Annotated in this window: 17 protein-coding genes; 8 read left to right on the top strand and 9 right to left on the bottom strand. The window is 61.5% G+C overall.

What is annotated here, in order from left to right:
• Window positions 1–7 precede the first annotated feature (7 nt).
• The 6 genes from HX815_RS06945 to HX815_RS06920 all read right to left on the bottom strand — a co-directional run bounded on the left by HX815_RS06945 (window position 8) and on the right by HX815_RS06920 (window position 5,500).
• Entirely contained in the window at window positions 8–271 is a 264-nt protein-coding gene (locus tag HX815_RS06945; protein ID WP_003216918.1) for a hypothetical protein, read from the bottom strand.
• Between the two features lie 379 nt (window positions 272–650).
• Window positions 651–1,811, bottom strand: a complete 1,161-nt coding sequence (locus HX815_RS06940) for a gamma-butyrobetaine dioxygenase (protein ID WP_177027998.1) — start codon at window positions 1,809–1,811, stop codon at window positions 651–653.
• Window positions 1,812–1,820: 9 nt separating this feature from the next.
• On the bottom strand, window positions 1,821–2,297 hold the full coding sequence (locus HX815_RS06935; RefSeq protein ID WP_008430629.1) for a thioesterase family protein: 477 nt from the start codon (window positions 2,295–2,297) through the stop codon (window positions 1,821–1,823).
• Between the two features lie 140 nt (window positions 2,298–2,437).
• Entirely contained in the window at window positions 2,438–3,403 is a 966-nt protein-coding gene (locus HX815_RS06930) for an L-carnitine dehydrogenase (RefSeq protein WP_177027997.1), read from the bottom strand.
• 177 nt (window positions 3,404–3,580) lie between these two features.
• Window positions 3,581–4,468 (bottom strand): 3-keto-5-aminohexanoate cleavage protein, encoded by an 888-nt coding sequence (locus tag HX815_RS06925; protein WP_003216924.1) that lies wholly within the window; start codon window positions 4,466–4,468, stop codon window positions 3,581–3,583.
• An 87-nt stretch (window positions 4,469–4,555) separates the two neighbouring features.
• Window positions 4,556–5,500, bottom strand: coding sequence for a choline ABC transporter substrate-binding protein (locus HX815_RS06920; protein WP_008430636.1), 945 nt, complete (start codon window positions 5,498–5,500; stop codon window positions 4,556–4,558).
• A gap of 193 nt (window positions 5,501–5,693) precedes the next feature.
• Here HX815_RS06920 and HX815_RS06915 point away from each other — a divergent pair, with 193 nt between their 5' ends.
• Window positions 5,694–6,638 (top strand): GlxA family transcriptional regulator, encoded by a 945-nt coding sequence (locus HX815_RS06915; RefSeq protein ID WP_003216927.1) that lies wholly within the window; start codon window positions 5,694–5,696, stop codon window positions 6,636–6,638.
• A 138-nt stretch (window positions 6,639–6,776) separates the two neighbouring features.
• Here HX815_RS06915 and HX815_RS06910 read toward each other — a convergent pair whose 3' ends face one another.
• Both HX815_RS06910 and HX815_RS06905 read right to left on the bottom strand, forming a co-directional pair.
• The gene (locus HX815_RS06910) at window positions 6,777–7,193 is read right to left on the bottom strand and encodes a DUF3010 family protein (RefSeq protein ID WP_177027996.1); all 417 of its coding nucleotides are present in this window, start codon (window positions 7,191–7,193) and stop codon (window positions 6,777–6,779) included.
• 42 nt (window positions 7,194–7,235) lie between these two features.
• A complete protein-coding gene (locus tag HX815_RS06905; RefSeq protein WP_003216930.1) occupies window positions 7,236–7,637 on the bottom strand; it encodes a lysozyme inhibitor LprI family protein in 402 nt (133 codons plus the stop codon).
• 219 nt (window positions 7,638–7,856) lie between these two features.
• On the opposite strand from HX815_RS06905, the gene HX815_RS06900 reads away from it, so the two are divergent.
• From HX815_RS06900 to HX815_RS06875, 6 genes are all read left to right on the top strand, one after another.
• Window positions 7,857–8,834 (top strand): dipeptidase, encoded by a 978-nt coding sequence (locus HX815_RS06900; protein ID WP_003216932.1) that lies wholly within the window; start codon window positions 7,857–7,859, stop codon window positions 8,832–8,834.
• Window positions 8,835–8,910: 76 nt separating this feature from the next.
• Window positions 8,911–9,441 (top strand): DUF5943 domain-containing protein, encoded by a 531-nt coding sequence (locus HX815_RS06895; RefSeq protein ID WP_008430647.1) that lies wholly within the window; start codon window positions 8,911–8,913, stop codon window positions 9,439–9,441.
• A gap of 15 nt (window positions 9,442–9,456) precedes the next feature.
• Complete coding sequence (dgcA, locus tag HX815_RS06890) at window positions 9,457–11,517, top strand: dimethylglycine demethylation protein DgcA (protein ID WP_087694764.1); 2,061 nt, start codon at window positions 9,457–9,459, stop codon at window positions 11,515–11,517.
• Window positions 11,518–11,675: 158 nt separating this feature from the next.
• Window positions 11,676–13,616: a dimethylglycine demethylation protein DgcB gene (dgcB, locus tag HX815_RS06885; protein ID WP_177027995.1), complete on the top strand. Its 1,941-nt coding sequence runs from the start codon at window positions 11,676–11,678 to the stop codon at window positions 13,614–13,616.
• Window positions 13,616–14,836, top strand: a complete 1,221-nt coding sequence (locus tag HX815_RS06880; RefSeq protein WP_008430652.1) for an electron transfer flavoprotein subunit alpha/FixB family protein — start codon at window positions 13,616–13,618, stop codon at window positions 14,834–14,836. The genes dgcB and HX815_RS06880 overlap by 1 nt, the downstream gene beginning before the upstream one ends.
• Window positions 14,837–14,846: 10 nt before the next feature.
• Window positions 14,847–15,617 carry an electron transfer flavoprotein subunit beta gene (locus HX815_RS06875; RefSeq protein ID WP_102370063.1) on the top strand — a complete coding sequence of 257 codons (771 nt, stop codon included), beginning with the start codon at window positions 14,847–14,849 and terminating at the stop codon, window positions 15,615–15,617.
• A gap of 759 nt (window positions 15,618–16,376) precedes the next feature.
• Here HX815_RS06875 and gbcA read toward each other — a convergent pair.
• A complete protein-coding gene (gene gbcA / locus HX815_RS06870) occupies window positions 16,377–17,672 on the bottom strand; it encodes a glycine-betaine demethylase subunit GbcA (RefSeq protein WP_177027994.1) in 1,296 nt (431 codons plus the stop codon).
• 280 nt (window positions 17,673–17,952) lie between these two features.
• Here gbcA and gbcB point away from each other — a divergent pair, with 280 nt between their 5' ends.
• Entirely contained in the window at window positions 17,953–19,053 is a 1,101-nt protein-coding gene (gene gbcB, locus HX815_RS06865; protein ID WP_003216947.1) for a glycine-betaine demethylase subunit GbcB, read from the top strand.
• Window positions 19,054–19,171: the final 118 nt, after the last annotated feature.

Genomic DNA, 19,171 nt, shown 5'->3' with positions numbered 1-19,171 from the left:
CGGTATATCAGGCGCCAGAGTTCTGCCGAAATTGCACCAAAGCCGGCAACAACTGCTTGTCGATCGCCTGCCTCACCGCCGGCAAGATCGTCGCGCTGCCGGTGTACATCTGCTCAACCATACCCTTGAGCGCCTTGGCCCGCGCCGCGCTCAAGCCGCGCACCGCACACTCGCAAGCCTGCTCGGCGGTAGCGCCGCTGGACACCTCGAAACCCAACGACCGCAGCTGGCCCAGCAGGTCATCCTGGTCAATCAAATCCGCGTGCATCATGACGTTAATCCTTGTTAGGGGAGCGGGGGATTGAGGTCGATTCTGGTAGGCCATCACCGAGTCGGCAAGGCCTGAATGCATGAATGTCCGGCACACCTATGAACAGGTCGTTTTCGGCTAACTCGCAAGGCAGGGGAGTGTGCACACTGGCATCAAGCAAGCAGCTTGAAGGTTTGGTCACCCTCGGGATGCGCCGCTCACACAAAGCACTCTGCCCCGATCCTGTCACGGCTGGATCGGGGCTTTTTTTGAGCTGAAATTTGAGGTGAAGCTGCTGGCCCCTTCGCGAGCAAGCCCGCTCCCACATTTGACCGCGTTTTTTCAGGAGGAACTCGGTCAAATGTGGGAGCGGGCTTGCTCGCGAAGGGGGCGCCTCGGTCTACCGCTGCAACACCAATATCCGCGACAACAACTCATCCCGATCGATATAGCAGCCCTGGAAATGCCGCGCGCCGGACGCCGGATCAAACGCATTGCGCGCATGCAGGGTCCGGCGATTATCAAAGCACCACAGCTCGCCCGGATTCAGACGTTTGACCAGCCGAAAACGCTCTTCCCGGGTCATCGCAATAAACCGGCGATAGGCGCGATAGAGCAACGGCATCTGCTCTGCAGGCGCCTCAAACGGCCCGCGCAGAAAGTTGGCCATGCGAATCTCGGCGACTTCACCCAAGGTATCCAGAGCAATGATCGGCGCCAGCCGGCGATAGTCGCTGTGACGGTCCTTGTTGCGAAACTCCACCGGGATCTCGCACAACGCGCGAAAGGCGTCCGGATCTTCGTCCCGCAGCGCCCGGGCAATCGCAAAACCGTCGACAAAAATACTCTCGCCCCCGTCGGCGTCGTTCACCAGGCAATGCAAGAACTGCAGCCCGGGTTGCAGCTCCCGCGTCGGCAAATCACTGTGCAGCGGCAGGTTGAATGCCGTGTAGGCGTTGCTGTCGGCATCGGCCTTGGACTGTACGTTGAACAGCACGCCGAAGTTGCTCTCGCGGATGAACGAAATGCGCTTGGCGATCAGCGCCAGCGAGCCAGGTTCGGTGGGCACGCCACGCACTTGCGTGAGGCCGCTGTCACGCAAAGCCAGCAGCCATTGCAGCAGGGCTTTCGGATCTTCCATCAGCGCTGCGTAGTCGAATACGGGCAGCTCGAACGTACGGTCCCACAGCAGGGATTTCGGTTTGGCAGCCCGGCGTTCGGCGCGGGACTCATCGTCGTAGGCGTGCGCCCGCAACCATCCGGGATCGTACTGGCTGCGATGCCCGCCACTCCATTCAACCGTCAGCAAACCCTGGTCGATACGCGCGCTGACAGCCGTGAGGTGTTCGTCCACATCGACAATTTCCAGCACCTGCTCACGGGTCACGCTGTAGACGCAAACAGGGCACGGGCAGTTGTCCCGCAGCCACTGGTGATGAAACGGGCTGACCCGCCCATCGGCCCATCGCACACTGAGGTGATCGCCGTGCACCTGCACATCGGCCAGGTCACTGATCAGTGGGTAAGTACGGAAGTCGGCAACAGCGGCGGCGGTTTGCATGGCGATTCCTTATTTTTGGGGTGGCAGTCCAATCACGCGGCCGAGCAGGGCGGGCTTCGGCAGGTCGGTTTGTTCGGCGCTGATGCTGGCAAGCTTGCCCAGCACCGCTTCACTGAATGGCGCCGAGTGCGGCCCGGCGAGGTCGACGTGGAGCAGCATCTGTTCGTTGCCCGCCAGCTCCTTTTCGTCGCCCACCAGGTGCAGGCTGTGATAGAGGTGCAGGCGCTTGCGGTCGTGGGCGATGAGTTGGGTGTGTACCTCGACGGCGGCGCCCAGTTTCACTTCGTGCAGGTAGTTGAGGTGCAACTCCAGGGTGAACAGCGAGTGGCCGCTGGCTTCGCGGTTTTCGCTGTCCAGGCCCAGGGTGTCCATCAGCGCATCGGTGGCGTAGCTGAAAATCAGCAGGTAGAACGCATCGCGCAGGTGGCCGTTGTAGTCGACCCACTCGGGGAGGATTTTGGTGGTGTAGGTGGTGAGTGCGGGCATGGTTCGGTTCCCGGTAGGTACGTGATCGTTCCCACGCTCTGCGTGGGAACGCCTCCTGTGACGCTCTGCGTCACGCGTTGGGACGCAGAGCGTCCTGGGCTGCATTCCCACGCAGAGCGTGGGAACGATCTTTACAGGGCTTATTCGGCGAAGGTCATACCGTGTTTTTCCTTGGTGGTCTTCACCGCCTCCAGCACCGCCAGCAGGCAATCATCACGATAGCGCTCCAGCGCCGAAATGCTGTGCTTGCCTAACTGATCGCTGGTGCCTTCCACCACGTCGTCAATCAATTTGTCGGTCAATTCCGGCGCCGGCAGATAGGTCCACGGCAGCTGCAAGGCCGGGCCGAACTGCGCCATGAAGTGCCGCATCCCGGCATCACCGCCCGCCAGCGTATAGGTCAGGAACGTGCCCATGAACGACCAGCGTAAACCGGCGCCAAAGCGAATCGCATCATCGATCTCGCCGGTGGTTGCCACACCATCGTTCACCAGGTGCAAGGCCTCACGCCACAGGGCTTCCAGCAGCCGGTCAGCGATAAAACCGGGCACTTCCTTACGCACATGCAAAGGGCGCATGCCGAGGGATTCGTACACCTTGATTGCTGCCTGAATCGCTTCCGGCGCAGTGTTTTTGCCGCCTACCACTTCCACCAGCGGCAACAGGTAAACCGGGTTGAACGGATGCCCCACCACGCAACGTTCCGGGTGCGTGGAGCCTTCATAAAACTCGCTCGGCAACAGCCCCGAAGTACTCGAACCAATCAACGCATTCGGCTTGGCCGCCGCGCTGATTTTGCTGTGTAACTCCAGCTTCAATTCCAGGCGTTCCGGGGCGCTTTCCTGGATGAAGTCGGCGTCTTTCACGCACTCTTCAATCGTGGCCACAAAGCGCAGGCGGTCTTGCGAGGCGCCGGGTGCAAGGCCTTGTTTCTCGAGTGCGCCCCAGGCATTCGCGACACGTTTGCGCAGGGCCGCTTCGGCGCCAGGCGCCGGGTCCCAGGCCACCACATCCAGGCCGTGAGCCAGGGCGCGGGATACCCAGCCACTGCCGATAACGCCGCTGCCCAGCGCTGCGAAGGTTTTGATTTCAGTGATAAAGCTCATGGCAAATTCCTAAAGAGTTCGGTGATTCTGTGTGAGAGCCAAGATCAAAATGTGGGAGCGGGCTTGCTCGCGAAAGCGGTCTGTCAGTTGATGCATTCGGTGGCTGATCCACCGCATTCGCGAGCAAGCCCGCTCCCACATTTGATTCGGTTCCTGCAGGGCGTCGTGCAGTGTGTTTTAGCCGCGCTTGGTCAGGCCCATCTTCACGCGGCCTTCGGCCGGGGTCATGACCCGCGCACCCAGGCGGCTGAGGATCTCGCTGGCGCGTTCCACCAACTGGCCGTTGGTCGCCAGCACGCCCTTGTCCAGCCACAGGTTGTCTTCCAGGCCGACTCGCACATTGCCGCCCAGCAGCACCGCTTGCGCCGCCATCGGCATCTGCATGCGACCAATGCCGAAGCCGGCCCACACCGCGTCAGCCGGCAGGTTGTCAACCATGGCTTTCATGGTGGTGGTGTCGGCCGGCGCGCCCCACGGGATGCCCAGGCACAGCTGGAACAACGGGTTGTCGAGCAAGCCTTCCTTGATCATCTGCTTGGCGAACCACAGGTGACCGGTGTCGAAAATTTCCAGCTCGGCTTTTACCCCCAGCTCTTGAATACGTTTGGCGCCAGCCCGCAGCTGGGCCGGGGTGGAGACGTAAATGGTGTCGCCATCGCCGAAGTTCAGGGTGCCGCAATCGAGGGTGCAGATTTCCGGCAGCAGCTCTTCCACGTGGGCCAGGCGGGTCAGCGGGCCCACCAGGTCGGTGTTGGGCCCGAACTCCATGGGGTTCTCGCCGCCACCGATTTCCAGGTCGCCACCCATGCCGGCGGTGAGGTTGACGATGATGTCGACGTCCGCCTCGCGGATGCGCTCCATCACTTCGCGGTACAGCGCCACGTCGCGGCTGAACTTGCCGGTCTCGGGGTCACGTACGTGGCAATGCACCACGGTGGCACCGGCCTTGGCTGCTTCCACCGCCGCGGCAGCGATTTGTTTGGGAGTGACCGGCACGTGAGGGCTTCTGGCGGTCGTGTCGCCAGCACCGGTGAGTGCGCAGGTGATGATGACGTCGTGGTTCATGAGGCAGGTTCCTTACAGGCGTGATTTTCAGGCGTAGTCATACCGTTCGCAGCCGGGAGCGGCTGCGAAACGGTGATTCAAGACAGGTTATTTGCTGGTCAATTGCAGGTTGGCTGCGGCGGGTTTGCCGTCGAAGGTGGTCACGCCTTCCAGCCAGCGCTGCTGGTCTTGCGGGTGATCCTTGAGCCATTGCCTGGCCGACTCGAAAGCGTCCTTGTGATCCAGCAGCGGCTGCATCATTCGGCTCTCGTCGGCGGCGGTGAAGGTCAGGTTGCTCAGCAACTTGTGCACGTTGGGGCATTGCTCGGCGTAGGTCGGCGAGGTGACGGACCACACGGTGGCCATGCCTTCGTTCGGGCCCAGCGCGTCATCACTGCCGGTGAGGTAAGTCATCGCCACGTTGACGTTCATCGGGTGCGGCGCCCAGCCGAAGAACACCACGGCCTCCTTGCGGCGCACGGCGCGGTCGACGGCGGCGAGCATGCCGGCCTCGCTGGATTCCACCAGTTGGAACTTGCCCAGGCCAAACTGATTCTTGGCGATCATCGCCTTGATCTGGGTGTTGGCGCCCGAGCCCGGTTCAATGCCGTAGATCTTGCCGCCCAGTTCTTTTTCAAACCTGGCGATGTCGGCGAAGGTCTTCAGGCCCTTGTCGGCCAGGTAAGTCGGCACCGCCAGGGTCGCGCGGGCGTCTTCCAGGGACGGCTTGTCGAGCACCTTGACCTGCTTGGCCTCGACAAACGGGGTGATGGTCTGGGTCATCAGCGGGTTCCAGTAGCCCAGGAACATGTCCAGGCGCTGGTCGCGAATCCCGGCAAAGATGATTTGCTGGGACGCGCTGGTCTGTTTGGTCTTGTAGCCGAGGCCGTCGAGCAACACTTGAGTCATGGCACTGGTGGCGATTACGTCGGTCCAGTTCACCACGCCCATGCGCACGTTCTGGCAAGAAGCCGCATCGGCTGCCATGACGTTGGTGCTCAAAATGGCGCTGGCGCTGAGTGCGAGCACACAGCGGCTGATCAGTCGGTTCATGGTGGTTCCCTCGGCAGGTTGTTATTGTGGGTTCCGGCGTCTTTGTGCACCGTGCAGCCAAGTTACGCAGCTTGGTCCCCGACAAAACGCACGGCGGCGACCAGCTCTTGCACTGCAGCGACCTGCCCCCTTGAATGACCGATTGAACTGGCGTATCACAGTGACCACGCTGTCCGTCCTACGAGAGCGCTCCATGTCCCAGGATTTCTACTTTCTGCTGATGCCGGGCTTCTCCGCCATCGGCTTTATCTCCGCGATCGAACCTTTACGTGTCGCCAATCGTTTTCGCGGCGAGCTGTACCGCTGGCACGTCTTGAGCGCCGACGGCGGCGCGGTGCTGGCGAGCAATGGCATGTCGGTCAACGCCGACGCCGCGCTGGAGCCGCTGAAGAAAGGCTCGACCTTACTGGTGGTGGCCGGCTTCGAACCGCTGAAGTTCGCCACGCCCGCACTGGAACACTGGCTGCGTCGCCTTGACCACGACGGCGTGACCCTGGGCGCCATCGACACTGGCGCCTGCGTACTCGCCGAAGCCGGCCTGCTCGACGGCCACCGCCTGACCCTGCACTGGGAAGCCATCGACGCCTTCAAGGAATCTTATCCACAGCTGACGGTAACCCAGGAGCTGTTCGAGATCGACCGCCGGCGCATCACCTCGGCGGGCGGCACCGCGTCCATCGACCTGATGCTCGACCTGATCAGCCAGGCTCACGGGCCAGAGTTGGCGATCCAGGTGTCCGAGCAATTCGTGCTCGGCCGCATCCGCCCGCGCAAAGACCACCAACGCATGCAGATCGCCACGCGCTACGGCATCAACAACAAGAAGTTGGTGCAGGTGATTGGGGAGATGGAACAGCACACGGAACCGCCGTTGAGCACACTGGCGCTGGCGGAGGCGATCAAGGTCACGCGGCGGCAGTTGGAGCGCTTGTTTCGGCTGCACCTGAACGACACACCGAGCAACTTCTACCTGGGTTTGCGCCTGGAAAAGGCTCGGCAGTTGTTGCGCCAGAGCGACCTGAGCGTGCTGGAGGTGAGCATCGCCTGCGGCTTTGAGTCGCCGTCGTATTTCACCCGCAGCTACCGGGCAAGGTTTGCCAAGTGCCCAAGGGAAGATCGGCGCCGGGAAGCAGTATGAAAACCGCTATTGAAAACAACACAGATCAAATGTGGGAGCGGGCTTGCTCGCGAATGCGGTGGATCAGTCGTTACATGTATTGACTGACACACCGCATTCGCGAGCAAGCCCGCTCCCACAGGGGATGTGCGATGTAGCTTATTTCTTCAGCAGGGCTGAACACGCGGCTTTGAAGGCCTCATGCTGATACTTGTTCAGCGTCGCCGGCAGGGCAAAGTCATGTTTCTTGTTCTGCGCATTGATGGTCTGCGGCGACAGCAGCGTCACTTCAACGCCCTCCAGCAACTGAAACACACCTTCAATCTTGAACGTGGTCGGGCCACCGGCGAATTCGCCTTTCTTGCTGCGCTTCTTGATGGCGATGCGGCTGATGCCGTTTTCCCGCACAAACGCGCTGACCTGAGTGGCGAAGGCCTTGACGTTGGCCGCCTCATCATCGTCTTCAAGGGCGATTTTCTTGGTGGCCAGAGCGACGTGGCCCAATGCCTGACCGTCGAGAGAGGCGACAGCAATAATGGCTTCGCTGCCTTTGATTTCGATGCCGCAGATTGTCATGAATAGCCTTGGTTCTGAGTAAAGAGTGGAGGGGATTGTCGCTTATTCCTGCCCAATCGACTCCAAAAACTCCGACCGTTCATCACTCATCCGCGCCAGACAATCATTCTGCTGGATCGCATATGCCTTGCTTCCCGCCACTGCCGGAAAGGTATCTACGGCGCAATCCGCATCACGTAACTTTTCCCACTTCTGCTGGGCATCCTTCAGACGAGCGGTAATGTCCGCCAGCTGCGTCTTGTTGCTGCCATAGGTCGAACCCATGCGTTCCAGCAAGCCCTGGTAGTTATCCTTGAGCAGTTGTTCGGCGGTGGTTTTGTTGTAGGTGGCGCATTCCAGGGTTTGCTTGTCGTTCTCGATGCCATCGCAGGGCGTGCTGTCGGTGTCTTCAGCGGCGTGTACGCCGGTTGCGATGAGTGCCAAAGCCAGGAAAATCGATTTCATTGCGCCGTCTCATATCAGTTGATGAGCAAATTCTGGCTCAAGCGTAAGACAAAGAACAGACACCCGTCAGAGATGTCATGTTGGCCTTTGTCGCGGATTGACGCTTTCGGCAATTCCCTTGTCGTTTTTGCACCCGGCTCCTTCTGCCCCGGGGCATATGCTGGCCCCAAAGCGCCGGCAGACGATTCGGCGCATGAATCGCCAATAAGGGGACGCCTGATGAGCCCAGCCGAATTGCACGCCGACAGCATCGTTATCGACGGGCTGATCATTGCCAAGTGGAACCGCGACCTGTTCGAAGACATGCGCAAGGGTGGCCTCACCGCTGCCAACTGCACCGTGTCGGTATGGGAAGGGTTCCAGGCCACCATTAACAACATCGTGGCCAGCCAGACCCTGATTCGCGAAAACAGCGACCTGGTGATCCCGGTGAAAACCACCGCCGATATCCGTCGCGCCAAGGAACAGGGCAAGACCGGCATCATCTTCGGCTTCCAGAACGCCCACGCGTTTGAAGACCAGCTCGGCTACGTCGAGATCTTCAAGCAGCTCGGGGTTGGCGTGGTGCAGATGTGCTACAACACCCAGAACCTGGTGGGCACCGGCTGCTATGAGCGCGATGGCGGCCTGTCGGGCTTCGGTCGCGAGGTCGTCGCCGAGATGAACCGCGTCGGCATCATGTGCGACCTGTCCCACGTGGGCTCCAAGACTTCCGAAGAAGTCATCCTCGAATCGAAAAAGCCGGTGTGCTACTCCCACTGCCTGCCTTCAGGCCTCAAAGAGCACCCGCGCAACAAGTCCGATGAAGAGCTGAAGTTCATCGCCGACCACGGCGGCTTTGTCGGCGTGACCATGTTCGCGCCGTTCCTGGCCAAGGGCATCGACTCGACCATCGACGACTACGCCGAAGCCATCGAGTACACCATGAACATCGTGGGCGAAGACGCCATCGGCATCGGCACCGACTTCACCCAGGGCCATGGCCAGGATTTCTTCGAAATGCTGACCCACGACAAGGGCTACGCCCGCCGCCTGACCAGCTTCGGCAAGATCATCAACCCGCTGGGCATCCGCACCGTGGGCGAGTTCCCGAACCTCACCGAGACCCTGCTCAAGCGCGGCCATCCCGAGCGCGTGGTGCGCAAGATCATGGGCGAAAACTGGGTCAACGTCCTGAAGGACGTCTGGGGCGAATAAGCCACCACTCACGCCTCTTTTCCCCCAACCTTATGCGTTGGGGGCTTACCAAAGCATTTTCCGGAGTTAAGTTTCCATGGCCAAGATCGCCCCTCAATTGCCTATCGAAGTCGACAGCGAAACCGGTGTCTGGACCTCCGACGCCCTGCCGATGCTGTACGTGCCGCGCCATTTCTTCGTCAACAATCACATGGGGATCGAAGAAGTCCTGGGCAGCGAGGCCTACGCCGAAATCCTCTACAAGGCCGGCTACAAATCCGCCTGGCACTGGTGTGAAAAAGAAGCTGAATGCCACGGCCTGGAAGGCGTCGCAGTGTTCGAGCACTACATGAAGCGCCTGTCGCAGCGCGGCTGGGGCCTGTTCAAGATCCAGGACATCGACCTCGACAAAGGCACCGCCAGCGTCAAGCTCGAGCACTCGGCATTCGTCTACGTGTACGGCAAGGTCGGGCGCAAGGTCGACTACATGTTCACCGGCTGGTTTGCCGGCGCGATGGACCAGATTCTCGAAGCCCGCGGCAGCAAGATCCGCACCGTTGCTGAACAGGTATACGGCGGCTCCGAAGAGGGCCACGACGACGGCCTGTTCACCGTCAAGCCGTTGTAAGTCGAGGACCCTGCCATGGCTTTCGAAGCAATGTTTGCGCCGATCCAGATCGGCAAACTGACCATCCGCAACCGCGTGCTCAGTACCGCCCACGCCGAGGTGTATGCCACCGACGGCGGCATGACCACCGACCGCTATGTGAAGTACTACGAAGAGAAAGCCAAGGGCGGGATCGGCCTGGCGATCTGCGGCGGTTCTTCCAGTGTCGCCATCGACAGCCCGCAAGGCTGGTGGAAGTCGGTGAACCTGGCGGATGACCGGATCATCCCGCACTTCCAGAACCTGGCCGACGCCATGCACAAGCATGGCGCCAAGATCATGATCCAGATTACCCACATGGGCCGTCGCTCGCGCTGGGACGGCGAGCATTGGCCCACGCTGCTGTCGCCCTCGGGCATCCGCGAGCCGGTGCACCGCGCCACCTGCAAGACCATCGAGCCTGAAGAAATCTGGCGCGTGATCGGCAACTACGCCACCGCTGCGGCACGGGCCAAGGCCGGTGGCCTGGACGGTGTGGAGCTGTCGGCGGTGCACCAGCACATGATCGACCAGTTCTGGAGCCCTCGGGTCAACAAACGTACTGACGAATGGGGCGGCAGCTTCGAAAACCGCATGCGTTTCGGCCTTGAGGTGTTGAAGGCGGTGCGCAAGGAAGTCGGCCCGGATTTCTGCGTCGGCATCCGTTTGTGCGGCGACGAATTCCATCCGGACGGCCTGTCCCACGAGGACATGAAACAGATCGCCAAGTACTACGACGACACCGGCATGCTCGACTTCATCGGCGTGGTCGGCTCGGGGTGCGACACCCACAACACCCTGGCCAACGTTATCCCGAACATGAGTTATCCACCGGAGCCGTTCCTGCACCTGGCGGCCGGCATCAAGGAAGTGGTCAAGGCCCCGGTGCTGCACGCGCAGAACATCAAGGACCCGAACCAGGCCACGCGCATCCTGGAAGGCGGCTACGTGGACATGGTCGGCATGACCCGCGCCCACATCGCCGACCCGCACCTGATCGCCAAGATCAAGATGGGCCAGATCGACCAGATCAAACAGTGCGTCGGCGCCAACTACTGCATCGACCGCCAGTACCAGGGCCTGGACGTGCTGTGCATTCAGAACGCCGCCACTTCCCGTGAATACATGGGCGTGCCGCACATCATCGAGAAATCCACAGGGCCAAAACGCAAAGTCGTGGTGGTGGGTGCCGGCCCGGCCGGGATGGAAGCGGCGCGGGTGGCTGCCGAACGTGGCCACGATGTGACGCTGTTCGAGAAGAAAGAATTTATCGGCGGGCAAATCACCACTGCATCGAAAGCCCCGCAGCGTGACCAGATTGCCGGGATCACCCGCTGGTTCCAGTTGGAACTGGCGCGCCTGAACGTCGACCTGCGCCTGGGCGTGGCGGCGGACGCGGCGACCATCCTCGACCTGCGCCCGGACGTGGTGGTGCTGGCGGTGGGCGGTCATCCGTTCCTGGAGCAGAACGAACACTGGGGCGCGGCTGAAGGCCTGGTGGTCAGCAGCTGGGACGTGCTCGACGGCAAGGTTCTACCTGGCAAGAACGTGCTGGTGTACGACACCATCTGCGAGTTCACCGGCATGTCGGTGGCCGACTTCCTCGCGGACAAGGGCAGCCAGGTCGAGATCGTCACCGACGACATCAAGCCGGGCGTGGCCGTGGGCGGTACGTCGTTCCCGACGTACTACCGCAGCATGTACCCCAAGGAAGTGATCATGACCGGCGACATGATGCTGGAAAAGGTCTACCGCGAAGGCGACAAGCTGGTGGCGGTGCTGGAGAACGAATACACCGGGGCCAGGGAAGAGCGGGTGGTGGACCAGGTGGTGGTCGAGAACGGCGTGCGTCCGGACGAAGAGCTCTACTACGGGCTCAAGGCAGGCTCGCGCAACAAGGGCCAGATGGATATCGAGGCCCTGTTCGCGATCAAGCCGCAGCCGTGCCTGAGCGAGCCGGGCGAGGGGTACTTGCTGTTCCGCATTGGTGACTGCGTGGCCCAGCGTAATACCCACGCGGCCATCTATGACGCCCTGCGCCTGTGCAAGGATTTCTGACGAGGTGTACTCGGTCAAATGTGGGAGCGGGCTTGCTCGCGAAAGCGGTGTGTCAGCCACTGGATGCATCGACTGACACGCTGCCTTCGCGAGCAAGCCCGCTCCCACATTTCGGGCCAGTTTCACAGTAGACCTGTGTGGTCTTTGGGAGCTTCACCATGTTGAACACCCTTCTTCCCATCCTGCTCTTCGCCGCCCTGGGCCTTGCCGTCCTCGGCGCGCTGCGCCGGGTGAACATGTGGCGCCGCGGGCGGTCCTCCAAGGTCGACTTGCTCGGCGGCCTGTTGGCCATGCCCAAGCGCTACATGGTCGACCTGCACCATGTGGTCGCCCGCGACAAATACATCGCCAACACCCACGTCGCCACCGCCCTGGGCTTTGTGCTCTCGGCGCTGCTGGCGATCCTGGTGCACGGTTTCGGCCTGCATAACCGCATCCTCGGCTACGCCTTGCTGTTGGCTTCGGTGCTGATGTTTGTCGGCGCCACCTTCGTCTACCTGCGCCGTCGCAACCCGCCTGCACGCCTGTCGAAAGGCCCGTGGATGCGCCTGCCGAAAAGCCTGATGGCGTTCTCGGTGAGCTTCTTCCTGGTGACCTTGCCGGTGGCCGGGATTCTGCCGTCGGACTTCGGCGGCTGGCTGCTCGCCGCGCTGCTGAGCCTGGGCGTGTTGTGGGGCGTGTCGGAAATGTTCTTCGGCATGACCTGGGGCGGCCCGATGAAACACGCCTTCGCCGGTGTCCTGCACCTGGCCTGGCACCGCCGCGCCGAACGCTTCGGCGGCGGCCGTTCCACCGGTTTGAAACCCCTGGACCTCGCCGATAAAAGCGCGCCCCTGGGCGTGGAAAAACCGGTGGATTTCACCTGGAACCAACTGCTCGGCTTCGACGCCTGCGTGCAGTGCGGCAAGTGCGAAGCCGCGTGCCCGGCGTTCGCCGCCGGCCAGCCACTGAACCCGAAAAAACTTATCCAGGACATGGTCGTCGGCCTGGCCGGTGGCACCGACGCCAAGTTCGCCGGCAGCCCGTATCCGGGCAAAGCCATCGGCGAACACAGCGGCAACCCGCACCAGCCAATCGTCAATGGCCTGGTGGACGCCGAGACCCTGTGGTCGTGCACCACTTGCCGCGCCTGCGTGGAAGAGTGCCCGATGATGATCGAGCACGTGGACGCCATCGTCGACATGCGCCGCCACCTCACCCTGGAAAAGGGCGCGACCCCGAACAAGGGCGCCGAAGTCCTGGAAAACCTGATCGCCACCGACAACCCGGGCGGCTTCGCACCGGGCGGGCGGATGAACTGGGCGGCGGATTTGAACCTGCCATTGCTCAGCGACAGGAAAACCGTCGAGGTGCTGTTCTGGGTCGGCGACGGTGCCTTCGACATGCGCAACCAGCGCACCCTGCGCTCGTTCGTCAAAGTGCTGAAAGCCGCCAAGGTCGACTTCGCCGTACTGGGCCTTGAGGAGCGCGACAGCGGCGACGTGGCCCGGCGCCTGGGCGATGAAGCCACTTTCCAGCTGCTGGCCGCACGCAATATCCAGACCCTGGCCAAGTACAGCTTCAAGCGCATCGTCACCTGCGACCCCCACAGTTTCCACGTGCTGAAAAACGAATACGGCGCCTTCGATGGCAACTACCTCGTGCAGCACCACAGCACCTACATGGCCGAACTGATCGACGCCGGCGCCCTGAACCTGGGCCAGCACAAAGGCAACAGCGTGACCTATCACGACCCGTGCTACCTGGGCCGCTACAACGGCGAGTACGAGGCACCACGCCAAGTGCTGCGGGCGCTGGGGATCGAGGTCAAGGAAATGCAGCGCTCCGGTTTCCGCTCGCGCTGCTGCGGTGGCGGTGGCGGGGCGCCGATCACCGATATTCCCGGCAAGCAGCGGATTCCCGACATGCGCATGGAAGACATCCGCGAGACCGGTGCCGAACTGGTGGCCGTGGGTTGTCCACAGTGCACGGCGATGCTGGAAGGCGTGGTCGAACCGCGTCCCTTGATCAAGGACATTGCCGAACTGGTAGCTGACGCGTTGCTTGAAGACGCGGCACCGGCCAAGGCGCCGAAACGCGAACCTGCGGAGGTGCATTGATGAGCGACATTATCCGCCGCGACCCACGGGCCGAATGGATCGCCCGTAACCGCCTGCACCCGCTGCACGCGGCGATGCAGCCGGTGCAACACAGCTGGATGGGGCCCAATGGGGTCATCCGCAAGAACGTGCACGGTGTCGGTTTTATCGGCCCCAACGGCATCAAGCGTATTGACCGCAGCGGCGCCCAGCAGGGCGGCGCGGCCAAGCGTACGGCAGCGGTGGAAGTGCAGTTGCCGCTGCATCAGGTACCGGCGCCCGCTTTCTACATCAACGTGGTGCCGGACATGGTCGGCGGCCGCCTGAGCAGCCACGACCGCGACTTGCTGGGCCTGGCCCGGCAACTGGCCGGCGACGACGGTGCGGTATTGGCCGTGGTGTTCGGCGAACACAAGGAAAACGCCTTCGCCACTGCCGGTGTGGATCGGCTGCTGGTGTTGGACGGGCATGAATTCGACGGTTATTCACCGGAGCAACGGGTTCACGGCCTGCGGGCTGTGGATAACCAGTTCAACCCGCGCCACTGGTTGCTGCCGGACAGCCGCAGCGGCGGTGGTGAATTGGGCCGGCGCTTTGCCGCGAGCCTCAAGGAGCGCCCGGCCACGCGGGTCTGGCAGATCAAGGGCCAGGAATGTATTGGCCGTGCAGGCGCGGGTCAGGAGGATCTTGCCCGCCCACTGCCACGGATGATCCTGGCTGCGGCGGAGTGCGCCGATCCCGTCAGCGAAACCCGTCACGAAGTGCTGCCGGTGGAGTTATCCACAAGCCTGGCCCGCAGCCTTGCGCGTATCGAAGATTTGGGTGCGGTGGCCGTGGACCCGGCGGCGATTCCCATGGCCGAAGCCGAATTTATTTTCTCCGGTGGCAACGGGGTCAAGGACTGGGCACTGTTCCACCAGACCGCTGCCGCGTTGGGCGCCACCGAAGGTGCTTCGCGGGTGGCGGTGGATGACGGCTTCATGGCGCGCGATCGCCAGGTCGGCGCCAGCGGTACCTGGGTTACCGCGCGGGTTTACGTGGCGGTGGGGATTTCCGGGGCGATCCAGCACCTTCAAGGCATTGGTGCCTGCGACAAGGTGGTGGCGATCAACCTCGACCCGGGCTGCGACATGATCAAGCGTGCCGACCTGTCGGTGATCGGCGAAAGCGCCGCGATACTGCAAGCCTTGATCGTTGCGGTCGAGGCCTACCGCCACGGCGCCAAGCGCGATGCGGCTTAAGGAAATGGCCATGACGACGAATGTAATCAGCCTGGTGTCCATCGGTGCCCACCCGACTTCCGGCCGTCCACGCCGGGCCGAGCAAGACGCGCGCGCAGTGGAACTGGGCCTGCAACTGGCAGGGGATAACCTGCAAGTGCTGCACGCCGGCGACATCGGCGAACCCACCCTGCGCGCTTACCTGGGCATGGGCTTGCCGCAGTTGCACGTGCTTGAACAACCGGCCGGGGCAGACGCCTTGCCGGTGCTCGGCGACTATCTGCGGGACGCGGGCGCCCAAGTGGTGCTCACCGGCAGCCAGGCGGAAACCGGCGAAGGCTCGGGGATGTTGCCGTTCCTGCTGGCGGAACAACTGGGTTGGCCGCTGATTGTCGGCCTGGCCCAGGTGGAATCCATCGAAGGCGGCGTGGCCCATGTGCTGCAGGCCTTGCCTCGCGGCCAACGGCGGCGGCTGAAGGTGCGCCTGCCGTTTATGGCCACGGTGGATAACGCGGCACCCAAGCCACGGCAAAGCGCCTACGGCCCGGCGCAACGCGGTGAGCTGACGGCCCATGACGTCGAGGTGTTGGAGGATGAGTTATTCACAGGCGCTGTATTGCAGCCGGCCAAGCCTCGGCCCAAGCGCCTCAAGGTGATCAAGGCCAAAAGCGGTGCCGACCGGATGAAGGCTGCAACGGCCAAGGCCAGCGGCGGCGGTGGGCAGGTGCTCAAAGGCGTGAGCCCGGAAGCGGGCGCTGAAGCCATTCTTAAATTGCTTATAGAAGAAGGTGTAGTGCGCTGATCCACTGTGGGAGTGGGCTTGCTCGCGAAGGCGGTGTGTCAGGTAACTCATGTACCGACTGATCCGCCGCTTTCGCGAGCAAGCCCGCTCCCACACTGTTTTGCGGCGATTGTGGCTTTACCCACAATCCCTGTTAACCCACCTGTGGATAACCTGTTCGCGGCTGTCCACACCCCATGCAAATCAAGCCCTCCAGCTCTCTGTACGAAAAATAACCAACCTAACTGACGGTTTTTCCTTGGGTTTTTCTGTGGATAAGGAAAATGCCCGGGACAGACTTGCCCCCAAAGTCTGTTGGTGCTTCTGTGGATAAGATGTTCGCTATCCGCTGTAGGCCATATAACGCGTGGCTTACAGTGTGCTGGTTAAAATATAGCCAATATCGCCGTTCCAGCTGAGTTTTGCTCTCAAAGCCGCGATTTTCCTCGGTTTAAGCCGGTTTTCCACAGATGGCCCAAAGTTGCCCCCAAAGTCTGTTGGCGCTTCTGTGGATAAGGTGTTTGCGTTCCTCTGTAGCCCATGCAGGACGTGGCTTTCAGGCTTTAGGTCAAAAAATGATCAATGTGGGATAAAACTGGTACCTTTGAATAAGTCACGGATTTTCTTGGTTTTATTTCGACGGGAAAGCGCAGTTGCCCACAATTGCTGTGGGTGGCTTTGTGGATAAGTTGTTGGGCAATGGCTGGAAGGCAGGAAAGCAGGGGTCTGTCAGAGACCTGGCTGTTTTTTGTACAGTTCAGGTCCCTGTCACTGTATGGCTTACTCGTGGACCGCGACGCCTTTCAGATACGGCGCTGGCGCCGCCCCCAGGTTGCTCAGCATCCGCTCGCTGTACCAGTCCACAAAGTTGACCACACCAAACTCATAGGTCTTGGAGTACGGACCTGGCTGATACGCGGTGGAGTTGATGCCGCGCTGGTTCTCTTCGGCCAGGCGACGGTCCTGGTCATTGGTGGCGTCCCACACTTTGCGCATGCGCTCGACGTCGTAGTCCACACCCTCCACGGCGTCCTTGTGCACGATCCACTTGGTGGTGACCATGGTTTCCTGGGCACTGATCGGCCACACGGTGAACACAATGATGTGGTCGCCCATGCAGTGGTTCCACGAGTGAGGCAGGTGCAGGATGCGCATCGAGCCCAGGTCCGGGTTCTTGATGCGGCCCATCAGCTTGTTGCAGCCTTGCTTGCCGTCGAGGGTCATCGACACGGTGCCCTTGAGCAGCGGCATGCGCACGATGCGGTTACGCAGGCCGAAGCTGGCGTGGGCGTAAGGGATCTTTTCGGCATCCCAGGCGGCGGCGGAGGCGGCCACGTGGTCCTTGAAGGCCTGGTCGGCCCGCGGGTCGGTAACGTCGTCCCATTCCAGCAGGGTTTTCAACAGTTCCGGGTGCGACGCGTTGCAGTGGTAGCACTCGCGGTTGTTTTCCAGCACCAGCTTCCAGTTGGCTTTTTCAAACAAGGTGGTCTGGATCGCCACCTTGGTGTTCTCCATGTCGTAGGGTTCCATGTAGTGGCTCAAGGTCGACAGGAAGTCGTCGATGGCCGGCGGGGTCGAAGACAGGCTGATAAAGATGTAGCCACCGGCGGTCTTCACATTCACCGGCTTGAGGCCGTATTGCTTCATGTCGAAGTCGGCGCCCATTTCGGTACCGGCGAACAGCAGGCGGCCGTCCAGTTCATAGGTCCACTGGTGGTAATGGCACACCAGCTTGGCGACCTTGCCCTTGTCGCTGGTGCACAGGCGCGAACCGCGGTGGCGACACACGTTATGGAACGCGTGCACCACGCCGTCGGCGCCACGGATCACGATGATCGGGTTCTTGCCCACTTGCAGGGTGATGTAGTTGCCCTTGGCGGGGATCTCGCAGGTCATGCCGGCGATCAACCACTCTTTCTGGAAAATTTCCTGCATGTCGATATCGAACAGCCGTTCATCAGAGTAAAACGGCTGCGGCAGCGAAAAGGTCCGCTCGCGTTCTTGCAGCATTTGCGCAGTGGCCTTGCGTGCGGGTTCCAGCGGATCGCCCAAGCTTAAGGTTGCGGTGACGTCCATCGTGTGTGTCCTCATGGCCATTCTGTGTGGCCGGCGAATAGTGGCTAGGTTTTGCAGCAAGGCGTAAAGAAAGCGTCTTTGTTGGGAGCGAGTGTGGGCCCGACAACGGCCAGAACCTTATCCATGAACGACATGGCCCACTCTGTTCCCGACGCGCAACCCCCGTGGTATGGGGGCTGGTCGCGATAAGTATGTGAATGTCGCAGATAGGTAAATGGGTGGTTCTCGCGTTACGCAGAATCGCCACCATAAGGCCGATCACACGGCTATGGAGAACAGCATGTCCAACAGCTTCCTGAACCCGGTAACAACCCAGACCTGGGCCAATGGTCGGCACATCGTCCGTTGCGTCAAAGTCATCCAGGAAACCTGGGACGTGCGCACCTTCTGCTTTATGGCCGACCAGCCGATCCTGTTCTTTTTCAAGCCCGGGCAGTTCGTCACCCTGGAGCTGGAAATCGACGGCCAGCCGATCATGCGTTCGTACACTATTTCCAGTTCACCGTCGGTGCCTTACAGCTTTTCGGTGACCATCAAGCGCGTGCCGGGCGGCAAGGTGTCCAACTGGTTGCATGACACGCTGCACGAAGGCCAGGAGCTGGCGGTGCACGGGCCGGTGGGGCTGTTCAATGCCATCGACTTCCCGAGCCCGAAAGTGCTGTACCTCAGTGGTGGTGTCGGTATTACCCCGGTGATGTCCATGGCGCGCTGGTTCTACGACACCAACGCCAACGTCGACATGACGTTTATCCACAGCGCCCGCTCGCCAAAGGACATCATTTACCACCGCGAGCTGGAGCATATGGCGTCGCGGATTGATAACTTCAGCCTGCACCTGATTTGCGAGAAACACGGCCTGGGTGAGCCCTGGGCCGGTTATCGCGGTTACTTGAACCACAAGATGCTCGAACTGATGGTGCCGGACTTCCTGGAGCGGGAGGTCTTCTGCTGTGGCCCGACGCCTTACATGAACGCGGTAAAGCGCCTGCTGGAAGCCGCCGGCTTCGACATGGCGCGTTATCACGAAGAATCCTTCGGCGCGACGCCACCGGAAGCCCGGGCCGACGCGGTGGAGCAAGCCGAACAAGCGGCGGATGCACCGGAAATCGACCTGGCGGACCTGCACCAGGTGGAATTCATTGCCTCTGGCAAGAGCATCCGCGTGGCACCGGGCGAGACCGTTCACGCAGCGGCAGCCAAGCTTGGCCTGCTGATTCCGAAAGCCTGCGGCATGGGGATCTGCGGGACGTGCAAGGTGCTGAAGCTGGGCGGGGAGGTCGAGATGGACCACAACGGCGGGATCACCGAGGAAGACGAAGCCGAGGGTTACATCCTGTCGTGCTGCAGCGTGCCGAAGGGTGATGTGCGCATCGAGTTCTAATGATCGTTCCCACGCTCCGCGTGGGAATGCCTCTTTGGACGCTCCGCGTCCCGTCCCGCTGTGTGACGCGGAGCGTCACGGGCTGCATTCCCACGCAGAGCGTGGGAACGATCAGTTA

Source organism: Pseudomonas sp. E6002, assembly GCF_013385565.1.
GTDB lineage: Bacteria > Pseudomonadota > Gammaproteobacteria > Pseudomonadales > Pseudomonadaceae > Aquipseudomonas.
The sequence above is the reverse complement of the archived record's forward strand: the minus strand, read 5'-3'. Positions and strand labels throughout refer to the sequence as shown.

Bases quoted from the DNA above. Each gene is read 5' to 3' on its own strand.
- HX815_RS06945 (WP_003216918.1), bottom strand. From the start codon at position 271: ATGATGCACGCGGATTTGATTGACCAGGATGACCTGCTGGGCCAGCTG.
- HX815_RS06940 (WP_177027998.1), bottom strand. From the start codon at position 1,811: ATGCAAACCGCCGCCGCTGTTGCCGACTTCCGTACTTACCCACTGATC.
- HX815_RS06935 (WP_008430629.1), bottom strand. From the start codon at position 2,297: ATGCCCGCACTCACCACCTACACCACCAAAATCCTCCCCGAGTGGGTC.
- HX815_RS06930 (WP_177027997.1), bottom strand. From the start codon at position 3,403: ATGAGCTTTATCACTGAAATCAAAACCTTCGCAGCGCTGGGCAGCGGC.
- HX815_RS06925 (WP_003216924.1), bottom strand. From the start codon at position 4,468: ATGAACCACGACGTCATCATCACCTGCGCACTCACCGGTGCTGGCGAC.
- HX815_RS06920 (WP_008430636.1), bottom strand. From the start codon at position 5,500: ATGAACCGACTGATCAGCCGCTGTGTGCTCGCACTCAGCGCCAGCGCC.
- HX815_RS06915 (WP_003216927.1), top strand. From the start codon at position 5,694: ATGTCCCAGGATTTCTACTTTCTGCTGATGCCGGGCTTCTCCGCCATC.
- HX815_RS06910 (WP_177027996.1), bottom strand. From the start codon at position 7,193: ATGACAATCTGCGGCATCGAAATCAAAGGCAGCGAAGCCATTATTGCT.
- HX815_RS06905 (WP_003216930.1), bottom strand. From the start codon at position 7,637: ATGAAATCGATTTTCCTGGCTTTGGCACTCATCGCAACCGGCGTACAC.
- HX815_RS06900 (WP_003216932.1), top strand. From the start codon at position 7,857: ATGAGCCCAGCCGAATTGCACGCCGACAGCATCGTTATCGACGGGCTG.
- HX815_RS06895 (WP_008430647.1), top strand. From the start codon at position 8,911: ATGGCCAAGATCGCCCCTCAATTGCCTATCGAAGTCGACAGCGAAACC.
- dgcA (WP_087694764.1), top strand. From the start codon at position 9,457: ATGGCTTTCGAAGCAATGTTTGCGCCGATCCAGATCGGCAAACTGACC.
- dgcB (WP_177027995.1), top strand. From the start codon at position 11,676: ATGTTGAACACCCTTCTTCCCATCCTGCTCTTCGCCGCCCTGGGCCTT.
- HX815_RS06880 (WP_008430652.1), top strand. From the start codon at position 13,616: ATGAGCGACATTATCCGCCGCGACCCACGGGCCGAATGGATCGCCCGT.
- HX815_RS06875 (WP_102370063.1), top strand. From the start codon at position 14,847: ATGACGACGAATGTAATCAGCCTGGTGTCCATCGGTGCCCACCCGACT.
- gbcA (WP_177027994.1), bottom strand. From the start codon at position 17,672: ATGGACGTCACCGCAACCTTAAGCTTGGGCGATCCGCTGGAACCCGCA.
- gbcB (WP_003216947.1), top strand. From the start codon at position 17,953: ATGTCCAACAGCTTCCTGAACCCGGTAACAACCCAGACCTGGGCCAAT.